This is a genomic window from Paenibacillus filicis (assembly GCF_038070315.1).
Lineage (GTDB): Bacteria > Bacillota > Bacilli > Paenibacillales > NBRC-103111 > Paenibacillus_G > Paenibacillus_G filicis.
Map to the genome: position 1 here is coordinate 11,325 of NZ_JBBPCC010000016.1, position 13,454 is coordinate 24,778.

Here is a 13,454-nt window from a genome sequence, read left to right on the forward strand (position 1 = left end):
TGGTAGGTATTTGATTATTCATATCGATTTAATCGGTATAATTAGAGTATCATTTCATTCTCATAAGGTCAAGCATGAATGACGAGGCATGGTCCGATGCTGTAGGAGAAATAATTATTTCGGTCGAGAGCATGGAACGAATTGAACATTTAGACGTAACACGATAAAGTTAATGGGAAAGAAGACAGAGAGGGGGGACATTATGTCGCGAGCGCTTACGGTCGTCATCGCGGAAGATCAGGAACCGGATCGCGAGAAGCTGGTTCTGTATGCCAAGAGACTGGGACTGCATGTGCTCAGCTCAGTTGGATCAGGGAAATGGTTTGTCGAGGACTGCTTGTCCTTCAAGCCGGATCTCGTGCTCATGGATATTGGCCTGGCCGAGGTCGACGGCATTACAGCCTACAAGCGTCTGGCGGAGCTAGGGGTTACGCCGTATCTGATCCTGGTATCCGGGACCACGGATTCCAGCTTGCTGTTGGCCGGGTATGAGCTGAATGTGGTCGGCTTCGTCACCAAGCCTGTGACCTTCGAGCGGCTGAGTGCTGTCGTTGGGAAAGCGGTTAAAGCCTTCGAACGGGATCTGGCTTTCACGGAGGCTCTTGCAGATACGAGGATTATCGAGATCAAGTCCAATCACAAGCCCATCTTCATCAACGAGAACAAGCTGATTTATGCGGAGAGGTACAAGGCGGAGCGGAAGGTGAAGATCTACGTGGCCGGTGAAGACCCGATCGTAACCCGGTCTTCACTGGCGGAAATTCAGGTGCAATGCTCGGAGCAGATCTTTCATCCGAATAAATCGCAGCTGGTGAACCTGAATTACATTGATTCCGTCTATGCCAGCGTTGAGTTCTTCGGGACTTATACCATCAAGCTTACGTATGGCCATACAGAGATCGATCTGTCGCGCCGCAAGCGCAAGGAATTCGAGCGACTGTACAGCCAGATTAAGGATTAAACGGACGAACGGATGCGAGCGGCTGTATGGTGGCTCCATTGTGGTGAGAGGTCTGTCACAGGTGCTCTGCTGTTGAACATATAGCCGATGCCCCGCACCGTGATGATGTAGGGACAGTCGGACGCCGAGATGCTGCGAAGTTTCTTGCGCAGATTGCTGATATGGACGAGCACGGTTCTGGTGTCCTTTCCGGCCGGAGCTCCCCAGCCCAGCGCGAAGAGGTCATCCAGCGGCACGACCTTGCCAGCTGTCTGGATGAGGTAATACAGGAGATCGAATTCCTTGGCAGATAAAGCGATTACTTGTCCGTCCAGCCACGTAGACCTAGTGGAGAGATCAATCTCAAGACCCCGGGCCGTCCGGTTGCGGACTAGGCCGCGGGCGGCGCCAAAGCCTTCCGTCCGGCGGAGATGCGCCTGGATGCGGGCGATGATCTGTCCGGTACTGGAGCTGTGCGGGATGTAATCGTCCGCGCCGGCTTCGAGACCGGCGATGATATCCGCCTCTTCCGGGCAGTCTCCGTACAGAATGATAGGCTGAATCAGCCGAAGCTTGGTACGGATATAGCTGGCTGTGCGGATACCGTCCGACACGGAATTGTTGCGGGAGATGAGAAAGATATCCGGGCGAAGCTCCGGGAGCCTGTTCTGCAGGTCCTGCGTAGAACGGAATAAGGACAGAGTAAAGCCATCCTTCGGTAAAGCATCTTGAAGCGACTTGGCAACATCCCAATGTTCATCCACGATAACTACTTGTCTAGGTCTCATAATCTGTCTCCTTCATCGTGACGAATTCCCAGTCATGCCTGACTATATTATAAAGGAACCGGTACGATAGGAAGACAAGCTTGCACCGATTGGTTCATTTTCATGCTTCATCGGTGCGAAAAATGTCGAATAAATTGGACTGCCTGCTCCGCGTCGTTAGGAGATAGGCATTTTGACGTGGGCGATAAAATGCTCGCGGGATGCTTCTACGGAAATCTCCCCGCGGTTTTTACGGATCAGCTTGTTGCTGATCCACAGGCCGAGCCCGGTATGATTGGCTTTTGTCGTATAGCCGTCACGGAACACCTCGTTCGGCTGCCCCGACGGGGCCGTGTACGCCAAGGGGTTCACCACCTTGAAATGAACGCTGCCGCCCTCCATCCAGCCGGTACAGGACACCCAGCGTTCCTCCGCAGGCAAGCGGGCTGCCTCCTCGAACGCATTGTCAATCAGATTTCCCAGCACTCGAACCATATCGAATGCCCTCGTGCCGGGTAATACTTTGGACGGGATATCGATATCGTGGGTAAATCGGACTTTTTTGTTCGTGGCCGCCATGGTTTTGGCTTGGATGATCGCGGCGAACTCAGGCTGGCCGATCGCCATAATGTCTTGAACGCCCTGGATGTCCCCTACCAGCGTATTCGTATAATCCAGCAGCTCGCCGTGCCGTCCAAGCTCGACCAGGGAATGGATCACGCTGACGTGATTCAGGAAATCATGCCGCTGTCCGCGGAAGTCCAGATACATCTGATTGAACTCCTCGGAATAGGTCTCGCTCGTCAATTGGATCGCTTTGTCACGGGCCTGCGACACGCGCCGGATCAGGAAGAACACCAGGAGCAGGCTCAGCAGCGTGATGACGGCTACCACGATAACTACGGTCTGAAACTGCTTGTTGAGCGTCGCTTCCATCGAGTCGACATCAGAGGTCAGATTCAGCACATAGAGGCCTTGCAGCGAGGGATCGGGATGCTCTTCCCAGGCTCTGACGACATCCAGCGTATCGCTGTGGATGGCGATGAACGACTTCTCGACTTTCTTCCCCTTGATTTCCTCCACGTAGGACACTGGCTGCCGTGTGCGGCTTGCCATCTTCACGTATTCCTTATCCTTGGCGACATTGGTGTAGGTGTAGTCCCCGAAGAATACGGCCCGGTGAATCAACGGATCGAGCAGCTCGCCATTTTCCGTAACCCAGGTTTTCTCGTTGTCGAAGGTCATCGGGTTGATGCCGGCAATTTCGACGAGAAACGGGTAGGTCTTCAGCAGGTTGCCCATAATTGCATTCAGGCCGGTCTCTTTCTCGTACTTATCGAAGGCTGTATTGTCGACATAGGGATCAATGATGTAATTCGTCTTGCCGCTGTAATAGTAGCCCCATTTCATAATATTGCGCGTGTTCGAGGTGGCGACCTCGTAGGGACCCGACCAGAAATTGGGCAGCACCTGTCCCCAAGGGATCGTAACGAACTGCTTCTCGAGCAGCTGCTCGAAGGCCGTGTACCAAGCTCCCCAATGCCGGGTTCCGAGACCAACCTCCCGAGGGTCGGTTGATTTGTACAGGATGATGTCGTTGCCGCTTTTCTTCATCAGGGTCAGATCGTCCAGCATCAGCTGCTCCCGCAGCTCATGAAGCTGTTGGTCGGTGACCTGCTCCACATCCGCTGGCAAGGCATGCTCCACCGCAATGGAGGCCATGCGCAGCTTCTCGCCGATCATATCCTCATAGAGCTTGGAGCCGTTGCGGGACTGCTCGACCAGCAGCTGAATATGGGCCTCGATGGAGCGGAGCTCCCGCTGATGGTTGTCGTGGAGCGTATTTTTCGTCAGATTGAAGTACAGCAGAATGTTGGCGGTCAGGACGAGGACCACGCTTACGGAAATTAGCAGCATCTTTGTAGATTGACTCATGATGGGGCGGCACCTTCCTTACTCTATAACGCTTTCATTCTCCCTATCATATCATATACAATAGAGGGAAAAACGATAGGTGGCGAAGGAGAATGTTACAAATAGGTATCATCGGAACCGGCTGGTTCAGCCGGACGCATGCCGACCTGCTGGTCCAGACGCAGGATGTCCGGCTGACGGCCGTATTGGGGACGAGCCAGGAGAAGGCGGACCAGCTGGCTTCCGCGTATCCGGACGCCCGAGGCTACGACAGTCTGCGCCGCATGCTGGACGCGGGACGGCTGGATGCCGTCTATGTGTGCGTGCCGCCGATGTCTCATGGCGATATCGAGCGCGAGCTGATCCAGAGAGGCATTCCGTTCCTCGTGGAGAAGCCGCTGGGCGTGGACCTGGAGCTGCCGCTGGAGCTGGCTGAGGCGATCCGCAGCCGGAACCTGATTACCTCGGTCGGCTATCACTTCCGCTATAAGGCGACCTTAGACCGGATGAAGGCCGAGCTGGAGGGACAGACGATCGCGATGGCAGTCGGCGAATGGTCCGGCGGTATGCCGCAGGTATCGTGGTGGCGGCGCCAAGAGGGCTCAGGCGGCCAATTTATCGAGCAGACGACGCATATTGTCGACCTGCTGCGGTATACGGCGGGCGAGGTCGAGGAAGTGTACGCAGCCTATGCCAATCGGGTGGTACATACCCAATTCGAGGGCGTTACTGTGCCCGATGTCGGTTCGGTGACACTGAAGCTGGCCTCGGGCGCGGTGGCGAGCCTGACCAATACTTGCGCGCTGCCGTCGGGCGTGGGTCGCACCGGTCTCAGGCTGTACACGAGCGGCGGACTGCTGGACTGGACGCCGGATCGGCTGGAGGTGACCGGTACCAATAGACTTGAGCAGGTAGTCGATGAGGCGAATCCGTATGCGGCCGAGACGGACGCATTCCTCCACGCGCTGCGCACGGGAGATACGTCGCGCATCCGATCCGACTACGCCGATGCGCTGCGGACACAGCAAGTGACTTATGCCGCGCTTCAATCAGCTGCCTCGGGCCAGCCCGTTAAGATCGAACGGTTGTAGACGTCTACCGGAAGACGGCAAAAAAAGCCGAGCCGCTTGTCCGGATGGACAAAGCGGCTCGGCTTTTTTCATGTGCGCTATGGGCGTGGAGAATATCTTCATTCCGTCTAGTAAGTCAGGGTAACGCTATGATTGTCCGGGTTATACTCAACCTTGGCACCCAGCACTTCGGACAGCAGGCGTACGGGGATCATGGTGTTATCGTTCACGAGCTTGGCCGGTACGTCAGTGTTCGTTTCCTTACCGTCTAGCGAATAGGTTGGGCGTGTGGTGAAGAAGCTGATCGTCCGACCGCCCTTTGTATAGATGGCGGCTTTTTGCGCATCATTCCATTCGACCTGAGCGCCTAGAGCGGCAGCGAGGTCCCGGACCCACAGATAGGATGAGCCGTCGATGACCGCAGGCTCCCGCGTCATGTTCAGCTTAACGCCGTCCAGGGTGTAGCTGCCGCCGTTCAGGCTGAAGGTGACAACATGCGTCAAGCTGCCCTTCTGGTCGGCCAGCTTCTTGTAAGCGGGCGAATCGGCGTGAAGCTTGTTCTTGCCGACAGTTGCTGCAGGCTCGGTTTGGAACTGCCACGCCTTCTCGAAGGTTTGGGTCGAGCCGTCGCGGGTTGATGTCATCTTGACATAGGCCGTGTAGGACGTGTCGGGCAGCAGCGGCTTGGCAGGAGTCAGGATAACCTCCTGAATGAGATGATTGTCATTCTGAGGCGAATTCTTCAGCAGCTCCACGTTCTTGCCATCCGCATCCTTCAGTGTCGCGTCGATAAGCTTGACCTCCCCGATCTCGGTGCCGCTTATATGGGCCACGATCGGATAGCCGACCGGATAGCTGGCATCCTTGTACATACGGATCGGGTCCGGGTCCTCATTACCGTCGAAGGTGACGGGCACGTATTTCTCTCCGGGGGACGGTGTGACGACAAGCTGCTGCTGCGGGCTATCATGGAAGCCGAACTCGATTACGACGAAAGGTCCGGACATCGCGACTCCGACTTCCTTGGCGCTGGGCAGCAAGAACGGAATGCGGTGGTAAGGCGCATCGAACAAGCTGTCGATGGATTCGATATGGTTCCCGGCATAGTACGAGACATCTTCGGCTATATTGTCGTAGTATCCGGCATACAAAGCCCGTTCCCCCGGCTTGGCTCCGATGAATCCGGGCTGAGATTCCTTCTGCTCATGCATCGATACTTTGGCCACATCAATGTTATTGGACTGCAAGTAATCGGCATGAAGCTTGGCGGCCATCGTCAGATTCGGGTTGATCTGAAGAGCAGGCAGGCCGGATAGCAGGCGGTAGTCGTTGATGGCACGGACCATCTCGAGCTGCTTGTCCGAGTAAGCTTTGGGCGCCTCCGTTACGGCTTGGGGCGAGATGGTAAAGCTCCAGTCTTGGACGATCGGCTGATAGCCGGTTAATTCCACGGTGATGGAAGCCTGGTGCTTACCGGTAGCCAGAGGCTGGGTCGGCTGATACGTATAGGTCATGGTTGACGGGTCGAACTGTCCCTGTACGGTCTGACCATCGAGCTGGAGTGAGATGCGGCTGACGGCTGACACGGAGGACTTCGTGATCTGGAACCCGATCTTCGGCATCAGGATGCCGACGGTTCCCTCCGGAGAAGCAGAGTAATAGAAGCCTTCGGCATGGGCTTGGGGGAGCAAAGCCAGATTGAAGCCGGTGAAGGCCACGGCAAGCGTCAAAAATAATCGGAATGAGATCAATAAGCGCTTCATAGGACACCTCCTGTTGAACTGCTAACATATAAATCTCTTACTTTCTCTTGCATTATAATACAAATTTCACTGTAGATTCCATGTCTCTCGACAATGAAAGCCGCATTACCGCACAGGGAATGAATGGATACGGGGGCCGGACCAGCTGTAGACCGGCTGCTTTTCATTCGGATGAGAGGTGCGGTGGTACCGCTGGCGATGACTCCTTGAGGAGCGGGAGCACAATCTGGAAGCAGCTTCCCTGGCCGGGCAGACTCTCCGCTTCGATGGTGCCGCCATGAGCCTCCGCGATCGTCTGAGAGATGGAGAGCCCTAGCCCCGCTCCGCCATTCTGGCGGGTACGCGAGGAGTCGGCACGGTAGAAGCGCTCGAAGATATGCGGCAGCTTATCGGCCTCTATGCCCGGTCCGTTGTCGCGAACGGACAGCAGCACCTGGTCCGCCGACTCTTCCAGGGCAATCGCGATGCTCCCGGCGCTTGCGTCGGTATGCTGGACGGCATTGTGTACCAGGTTCAGGATAACCTGCTTGATCTTATCCGGCTCGAACCGGCAGCGTCCGGCAGATTGGATGTTCAGGCGGAGCGTTCGGCCGCCTGCGAGCAGTCTGAGCTGGGGCTCCATATCCTGCAGAACGGCAGACAGCTGGCCGTCCTCCAGCTGGATAAGCGGCGTCCGGTCGAGCTTGGCCAGCAGCAACAGATCCTGCACCAGCTTATTGATCCGCTTGGATTCGCCATGCATGCTGTTTAGCGCATTGTACAGCTTATCCGGATGATCGGCTGCGCCGCGCAGCAGCACCTCCAGGAAGCCGTGAATCGAGGTCAGTGGGGTGCGCAGCTCGTGGGAGGCGTCTGCGACGAAGCGGCGCATCCGCTCCCTGGCCTCCCGCTCCGTCTCGAAGGAGCGCTCCAGCCGCTCCAGCATGCTGTTGAACGAGGCGGCCAGCCGGTCGATCTCGGCCTGTCCTTGCCTCGGGGGCATCCGGATCGCGAGATTGCCCGCATCGATCTGCCGGACCGTGTCTACAGCCTTGGACAGCGGGACCAGCGTTCTACGCAGTACGGGCAGGAAAGCCAGCACCCCGGCGATGAGGGCGATGCAGGACACCGTCAGGAAGATCAGCAGCTGACGCAGGAGCACGTCCTGCACCGGCGCCGTGCTGGCGCTGAGCTGCAGCATGGCGGTCTTCCGGTTTTTGGAGTCGGTGCGGGAGATGACTACGAGCTGCTCCGATCCGTCAGAGGCCTTCATCACCTGGTAGGTCCAATCCCGTCCTCCGCCGTTCATCAGGCGCAGGTACTCGTCCCGGGCCAGGTGAGGGGCAGCAGCAGCTTCTTGCCCGCTCCAGTCGCGCAAGTCGGTCACGTTGCCCTCCGAATCGATAGAGCTGAGGGTGCCTTCAGGCAAGAAAAACGCCGCCCGGCGCTTCCTGTCTGCATTGCCTGGGGTACCGCCTGCTGCAGCCCGCTGCTCCAGGCCCGTTGGCCGGGGTTCCTGGCCGCCTGGCCCCGGCCGCCATACATCGCCGCTGCTGCCCGGGGATGTGCGCGGCGGGTTGTTACCGCCGTCGTCGCTGGGTCTGGGGTTGCCTCCAGGAAGCCCACGCTCCGCCCAAATATCGGGGGGCAGCGTCTGGAGCTGGCTGTGCATGCTCTCAGCCTTGTTCCTGTAGAGCGCATCGCTCATCAGCACATACTGCAGGGTGCCGATCAGCGCCAGCAGCGCCGCGAGAATAAGCAGCGAGCGGGACAGCAGCTGCATGCGCAGTGATCCGGCCGGAAACAGGCGGTTCAGCCGATCGGACAACCGCCCCCCGCTCATGGCAGATCGACGCGGTAGCCTGCGCCGCGTACGGTACGGATCAGCCGATGCTCGCGGTCCTGCAGCTTTTCACGCAGCGAGCGGATATACACCTCGACGATATTTTCTTCCCCTGCAAAATCATAGCCCCATACTTTGTCGAGAATCAGCGCTTTGCTCAGCACGATCCCGTGATTGTGCACCATATAGGTCAGCAGCTCGTATTCCGTAGGCGACAGCTCCAGAACACGGTCCTGGTAGCTGATCTCCCGCCTGCGGTCGTCAAGCTTGAACGGGCCGTGTACGGCTTCCTCCAGCAGCTGCGGGAACTGGTTGCGCAGCCGGGCATGAATCCGCGCGAGCAGCTCGTCAAAGCTGAACGGCTTGGACATATAATCGTCCGCACCCAGCTTCAATCCCTTGACCCGGTCGTCGACCTCGTCCTTGGCCGTCAGCATGATGACGGATACGGGATACCCGGCCTTCTTGAGCGTACGGCATACCTCGAAGCCGTCCATGCCTGGCATCATTACATCCAGAATGGCGACATGCGGCTCGAACTCGCGCGCGGCCGTGATGGCGCTGATGCCGTCATGCGCGGTTTTCACCTCGAAGCCTTCGCTGACCAGCCCCAGCTCCAGAAATTGCAGGATCGTCGGCTCGTCATCGACCAGCAGCAGCCGGATGCCTTGTACGGATTTGATGTTCATTCTTTTCGTCCCTTCGGAAGTCTACATAGAATAATCATACGGGGAGCAGATGAATGCCTCCTGAATGGAATCTGAAAATTTGCTTAAAACGGACTGAGTGGAGAGAGTTGGGTTAATTTCCCAAGAAAGTGCAACAAGGCCAGGTCCTGCATCGTCTGAACAGGCAGAAGCGTCAGCCTCGTGGAGCGGTACTAGACATCATTTTCTTTATTATGAAGGAGGCATGGAAGATGCAGCAACTTATCGCCCTGCTGGCAGCGGCGGGGATCTGGCTGTGGAGTATAGCACCTGCTGCCCAGGATGGAATTATCTCTTCCGAAGCCGTACCCCCGCAGGCGCCCAAGTCCGCACCCGCACCCGTACCCTTACCCGCGCCGATCTTAGGTCCGGGAGGCCAGATTCGGCAGCCTGGCAACCGGCTGGCCGGTCTGGAGAACAAGGTAGGGGAAGCCCGGCATATGCTCAAGGAGAAGCACGCCGTCGTATTGATGACATCCGCACTGGAGCAGGATCGGATCTACGTGACGGTTCGCCGCTTAGGCGAACTGGATCGGCAGCTTACAGAGGAGGAGATGAACACGCTGAAAGAGGTGCTGAAAGGGGCATTGTTTGAAGCGGTCGGACAATCTTTCCCTCTGGAGATCGAGGTATGGGAGCTGAACGAAAACAATACGCTGACAGGAACCATCCGGGAAGTAGACAGTGACAGGAAGCGGATTCTCGTCGTGAACGAGCAGCGGACGGATAGCCGCGGGAACCCTGACGCGTATTGGGCCAAGCTGGACGAAGACGGACAGGTGAAAGGCAGCGGCGGCGCAGGCTCAATAGGCTGGGAGGAGCTGCGTGTCGGCCAGAAGGTTAAGGTGTGGCATCATGGCTATATCGCGACCTCCTATCCGGGGCAGACGCTGGCGCTGAAGATTGAAGCTGTGGATGCACCCTGACAGTCGCCCAGGAAGGGAACGTACAGGAGAATCAAGTGGCAAGAACTGCCGCCTAGCGGTGGTCGACCTAAAGCGAGCGGGTCAGAGGAGTACTGTGCCTGGAAGAGGCGGTCCTCCCTTGACCCTATTTGTGAATCGATTTATACTTAATCTAAATATAAATGAATCGAGGGGTCGGTGTCATGAGCAAGATTAACTTGACGCCGCAGCGCAAGGCGATCTATGAGCTGCTGGCACAAAGTGACGACCATCCGACGGCGGCGGAGGTCATCGAGCGTCTGCGGCTGAACGGACAGCATTTGGCCTATGGAACGGTCTATAATTCCTTACGGTATTTATCGGATATGGGCATGATTCGGGAGCTGAAGCTCGGGGAGGCTGCGAGCCGGTACGACGCCCGGATGGAGGACCATCATCATATTGTATGCAGGCAGTGCGGCCGTGTGGACGAGGTGCTCTCCAAGACGCCAGACGAATGGCTGCAAGCAGTGGAACAGGAAACGGGCTACCGGGTGGACCATTCTCATGTCGTATTCGAAGGAGTGTGCGCGCAATGCCGACCACGGACAAATTAATGCAGGCAGACGGCAAGGCCGCGTTCGAACCGGCCCATCCGCAGGACAGCGGCGGTGCTCGACAATCCGCCCGGTCTGAAGTGGCTGCCGCTATGGACATAGACCCGGCGATCGGCGCGTATTGCAGCGAGACGCAGCGGGTAGCCGTGATCAGTGCTTTTCCTGAGCGAGTACACGGGCTCGTAGGCGAGCTGTCCACGCGCTGCCTTGACGTGCTGGTCTTTCACCGCTTCGATCCGGCGGTGATGAACGGGCTGCCCGTCGAGCTGATTATCCTCGACGCCGCGGCTGCGGATGCGGCCGGAGAATCGGCCGAGCTGCGCGCGGGCGCAGCCGATACCAAGAGCCGGGCCGGCTTCCTCTGGCTCGTGCACGAAGACGCAGAGGCCGACTTTCAGGCGGATGGCTACGAGACGCTGGTCTGGCCCAGTCCGTTGGGCGAGGCGGTAGCCAGGTCGATGGAGCTGCTCGTGCGAGCGGCATTGGCCGGACATAGCCCCGCAGCGGCCCCGTCTCCTGCGGCCGGGCAGGCTGCAACTGCGCAGGCGGGAGCTCTGCGCACATTCAAGGATCTGACACTGGATACCAGGCGAATAACCGTGACGCGCGCCTCTCGGAGGATTGAGGTCACCAAGACGGAGTTCGAGCTGCTGCTCCTGCTGATGGAGGCGGAGGGGGCAGTGCTGTCCCGCGAAGAGATTATGGACCGGGTGTGGGGCAGCCAGTATTTCGGAGGCAGCAACGTCGTGGATGTGCACGTCAAAAGCCTGCGCAAGAAGCTCGGCGATCCTGCGGCAGCGCCGCTATATATTGTGACGGTAAGAGGCGTAGGTTACCGGCTGGCCGACGAGTAATCGGAGGTCTGCCGGTTCATCCGGCCTTCATCATATCTTCATCCAACGTTCATGAGGACTTCATGATCGGACGATCCGATCAGGGTATAATCACCCTATAGATTTAGATTAAGTCTAAATATAAAGGATGGCGATTAAGAATGAACCAACCCGACAATAATCAGCACCCGCAGCTCACGACGAATCAAGGCTCGCCTGTAGGCGACAATCAGAACTCCCGCACGGCCGGACAGCGCGGACCTGCTTTACTGGAAGACTATCATCTGCTGGAGAAGATTGCCCACTTCGATCGGGAGCGTATCCCGGAGCGGGTCGTGCATGCCCGCGGCGCAGGCGCCCACGGCGTATTCGAGGTCGAACAAGGAATGAGCGCATATACGAAGGCTCATCTCTTCGCTGAGCCAGGGCGGACTACCCCAGTCTTCGTCCGCTTCTCGACTGTGATTCACGGCACCGGCTCACCGGAGACGGCTCGCGATCCCCGCGGGTTCGCGGTCAAGTTCTACACGCAGGAGGGCAACTATGATATCGTCGGTAATCATCTGCCTGTGTTCTTCATCCGCGATGCGATGAAATTCCCGGATATGGTGCATTCGCTCAAGCCCGCACCGGATACGAATGTTCAGGAGCCTGCCCGATACTGGGACTTCATGACGTTATCGCCCGAGTCCACGCATATGCTGACCTGGCTGTTCTCGGATAACGGCACACCGGCCAATTACCGGCAGATGGACGGCTTCAGCGTACATGCGTTCAAGTGGATCAATGCCGAGGGGCGCGTCACCTATGTCAAGTATCATTGGAAGTCGAAGCAGGGAGTTGTGAACTTCTCCGCCGGGGAAGCTCAGGAAACCCAGGGTCGCGACTTCAGTCACGCGACGAGGGACTTGCACCAATCGATCAAGGACGGACGGTTCCCTGCCTGGGAGCTGCATGTGCAGCTGCTGCCGCTCGAGGATCTGGATGAGCACGGCTTCGACCCTCTCGATCCGACCAAGGTATGGCCGGAGGATGTGTATCCGCTGCATAAGGTGGGGACGATGACACTGAACCGGAATCCGGACAATTTCTTCGCCGAGGTGGAGCAGTCGGCCTTCTCTCCGAGTGCGCTGGTGCCGGGCATCGAGCCGTCCGAGGATAAGCTGCTGCAGGGACGCCTGTTCTCGTATCCCGATACACAGCGGTACAGGCTGGGCGCCAATTACTTGCAAATTCCCGTGAATTGTCCCTATGCACCGGTTCGCAACTACCAGCGGGACGGGGCGATGAGAATGAGGCAGGAGGCTTCCACGTACAATTACGAGCCCAATAGCTCCACGGGTAGCCCGAGCGAGGCGCCGGCCTACCGCGATACGCCGTCTCCCTTGCAGGGACAGGCCGAACGGAGACGCATTGAGAAAACCGACGACTTCACACAGGCGGGAGAGAAGTACCGCAGCTTCACCGGTACAGAGCGCGATCACCTGATTGCGAATCTGGTGAATGATCTGAAGGCGGCGCCGATGAATATTCAGCTTCGGGCGGTCTGCAATTTCTTCCGCGCTGACCGTGAGTATGGCTCCAGACTGGCTGCAGGACTGGGCATTGATCTTGCGGCCCATATGCCCCCATCCGGCAAATAATAGGAACACGGGAGGAACGGAGATGGCTCAACATTCAAGCGTCATGATCGGAGAGGCTGAAGACAAGCTGAAGGGGGCAGGCATCCGTATGACGGTCCAGCGGCAGCTGATCCTGGAGTATCTGTTCGCCAGGTTGTCGCATCCGTCGGCAGAGCAGCTGTATGAAGCCATTTACGCCGATTACCCGAAGGTCGTGAGCATCACGACAATTTACAACAATATGCGGGTGCTGCGTGAGCTGGGATTGGTGAAGGAATTTTATATCCACAGCAGCGGCACGACCCGTTACGATACGAATGTACAGCCTCATCACCATCTCTACTGCCTGCAATGCGGAGGCATTACCGACTACATGGCGTCCGCTCCGCTGCAGGGACGGATTGGAGATGGCTTCGAGGCCTCAGCAGCCTATGTCGAGATTTCAGGAATTTGCCAGGATTGCAGCATGCCCCGCTTAGCGGGAAGACATCTTGCGATCTAATCCACATCCGAGG

General features: G+C 57.6%; 12 protein-coding genes. 7 read left to right on the forward strand and 5 right to left on the reverse strand.

Going from position 1 to position 13,454, the window contains the following annotated elements; all coding sequences use genetic code 11:
- The first annotated feature begins 202 nt into the window (after positions 1 to 202).
- The gene (locus WMW72_RS22245) at positions 203 to 961 is read left to right on the forward strand and encodes a LytR/AlgR family response regulator transcription factor (RefSeq protein ID WP_341417772.1); all 759 of its coding nucleotides are present in this window, start codon (positions 203 to 205) and stop codon (positions 959 to 961) included.
- On the opposite strand, the gene WMW72_RS22250 is transcribed toward WMW72_RS22245, so the two are convergent.
- Together WMW72_RS22250 and WMW72_RS22255 are read right to left on the reverse strand one after the other, a co-directional pair.
- Positions 958 to 1,728, reverse strand: coding sequence for a response regulator transcription factor (locus tag WMW72_RS22250; RefSeq protein WP_341417773.1), 771 nt, complete (start codon positions 1,726 to 1,728; stop codon positions 958 to 960). The genes WMW72_RS22245 and WMW72_RS22250 overlap by 4 nt on opposite strands.
- A gap of 156 nt (positions 1,729 to 1,884) precedes the next feature.
- Positions 1,885 to 3,642 (reverse strand): sensor histidine kinase, encoded by a 1,758-nt coding sequence (locus WMW72_RS22255; protein ID WP_341417774.1) that lies wholly within the window; start codon positions 3,640 to 3,642, stop codon positions 1,885 to 1,887.
- Between the two features lie 92 nt (positions 3,643 to 3,734).
- Between WMW72_RS22255 and WMW72_RS22260 the strand changes: the two genes are divergently transcribed.
- Positions 3,735 to 4,712, forward strand: a complete 978-nt coding sequence (locus WMW72_RS22260; protein WP_341417775.1) for a Gfo/Idh/MocA family protein — start codon at positions 3,735 to 3,737, stop codon at positions 4,710 to 4,712.
- A 107-nt stretch (positions 4,713 to 4,819) separates the two neighbouring features.
- Here the strand turns inward: WMW72_RS22260 and WMW72_RS22265 are convergent, their stop codons facing one another.
- The 3 genes from WMW72_RS22265 to WMW72_RS22275 all read right to left on the reverse strand — a co-directional run bounded on the left by WMW72_RS22265 (position 4,820) and on the right by WMW72_RS22275 (position 8,965).
- Entirely contained in the window at positions 4,820 to 6,454 is a 1,635-nt protein-coding gene (locus WMW72_RS22265) for a stalk domain-containing protein (RefSeq protein WP_341417776.1), read from the reverse strand.
- 163 nt (positions 6,455 to 6,617) lie between these two features.
- Positions 6,618 to 8,276 carry a sensor histidine kinase gene (locus tag WMW72_RS22270; RefSeq protein WP_341417777.1) on the reverse strand — a complete coding sequence of 553 codons (1,659 nt, stop codon included), beginning with the start codon at positions 8,274 to 8,276 and terminating at the stop codon, positions 6,618 to 6,620.
- The gene (locus WMW72_RS22275; protein WP_423227581.1) at positions 8,273 to 8,965 is read right to left on the reverse strand and encodes a response regulator transcription factor; all 693 of its coding nucleotides are present in this window, start codon (positions 8,963 to 8,965) and stop codon (positions 8,273 to 8,275) included. The genes WMW72_RS22270 and WMW72_RS22275 overlap by 4 nt, the downstream gene beginning before the upstream one ends.
- 230 nt (positions 8,966 to 9,195) lie before the next feature.
- On the opposite strand from WMW72_RS22275, the gene WMW72_RS22280 reads away from it, so the two are divergent.
- The 5 genes from WMW72_RS22280 to WMW72_RS22300 all read left to right on the forward strand — a co-directional run bounded on the left by WMW72_RS22280 (position 9,196) and on the right by WMW72_RS22300 (position 13,441).
- Positions 9,196 to 9,909 (forward strand): DUF3221 domain-containing protein, encoded by a 714-nt coding sequence (locus WMW72_RS22280; RefSeq protein ID WP_341417778.1) that lies wholly within the window; start codon positions 9,196 to 9,198, stop codon positions 9,907 to 9,909.
- Positions 9,910 to 10,091: 182 nt separating this feature from the next.
- Positions 10,092 to 10,484: a Fur family transcriptional regulator gene (locus WMW72_RS22285; protein ID WP_341417779.1), complete on the forward strand. Its 393-nt coding sequence runs from the start codon at positions 10,092 to 10,094 to the stop codon at positions 10,482 to 10,484.
- Positions 10,463 to 11,338 carry a winged helix-turn-helix domain-containing protein gene (locus WMW72_RS22290; RefSeq protein ID WP_341417780.1) on the forward strand — a complete coding sequence of 292 codons (876 nt, stop codon included), beginning with the start codon at positions 10,463 to 10,465 and terminating at the stop codon, positions 11,336 to 11,338. The genes WMW72_RS22285 and WMW72_RS22290 overlap by 22 nt, the downstream gene beginning before the upstream one ends.
- 140 nt (positions 11,339 to 11,478) lie before the next feature.
- A complete protein-coding gene (locus tag WMW72_RS22295) occupies positions 11,479 to 12,960 on the forward strand; it encodes a catalase (protein WP_341417781.1) in 1,482 nt (493 codons plus the stop codon).
- 22 nt (positions 12,961 to 12,982) lie between these two features.
- A complete protein-coding gene (locus tag WMW72_RS22300) occupies positions 12,983 to 13,441 on the forward strand; it encodes a Fur family transcriptional regulator (RefSeq protein WP_341417782.1) in 459 nt (152 codons plus the stop codon).
- Positions 13,442 to 13,454: the final 13 nt, after the last annotated feature.

Bases quoted from the DNA above. Each gene is read 5' to 3' on its own strand.
- WMW72_RS22245 (WP_341417772.1), top strand. From the start codon at position 203: ATGTCGCGAGCGCTTACGGTCGTCATCGCGGAAGATCAGGAACCGGAT.
- WMW72_RS22250 (WP_341417773.1), bottom strand. From the start codon at position 1,728: ATGAGACCTAGACAAGTAGTTATCGTGGATGAACATTGGGATGTTGCC.
- WMW72_RS22255 (WP_341417774.1), bottom strand. From the start codon at position 3,642: ATGAGTCAATCTACAAAGATGCTGCTAATTTCCGTAAGCGTGGTCCTC.
- WMW72_RS22260 (WP_341417775.1), top strand. From the start codon at position 3,735: ATGTTACAAATAGGTATCATCGGAACCGGCTGGTTCAGCCGGACGCAT.
- WMW72_RS22265 (WP_341417776.1), bottom strand. From the start codon at position 6,454: ATGAAGCGCTTATTGATCTCATTCCGATTATTTTTGACGCTTGCCGTG.
- WMW72_RS22270 (WP_341417777.1), bottom strand. From the start codon at position 8,276: ATGAGCGGGGGGCGGTTGTCCGATCGGCTGAACCGCCTGTTTCCGGCC.
- WMW72_RS22275 (WP_423227581.1), bottom strand. From the start codon at position 8,965: ATGAACATCAAATCCGTACAAGGCATCCGGCTGCTGCTGGTCGATGAC.
- WMW72_RS22280 (WP_341417778.1), top strand. From the start codon at position 9,196: ATGCAGCAACTTATCGCCCTGCTGGCAGCGGCGGGGATCTGGCTGTGG.
- WMW72_RS22285 (WP_341417779.1), top strand. From the start codon at position 10,092: ATGAGCAAGATTAACTTGACGCCGCAGCGCAAGGCGATCTATGAGCTG.
- WMW72_RS22290 (WP_341417780.1), top strand. From the start codon at position 10,463: ATGCCGACCACGGACAAATTAATGCAGGCAGACGGCAAGGCCGCGTTC.
- WMW72_RS22295 (WP_341417781.1), top strand. From the start codon at position 11,479: ATGAACCAACCCGACAATAATCAGCACCCGCAGCTCACGACGAATCAA.
- WMW72_RS22300 (WP_341417782.1), top strand. From the start codon at position 12,983: ATGGCTCAACATTCAAGCGTCATGATCGGAGAGGCTGAAGACAAGCTG.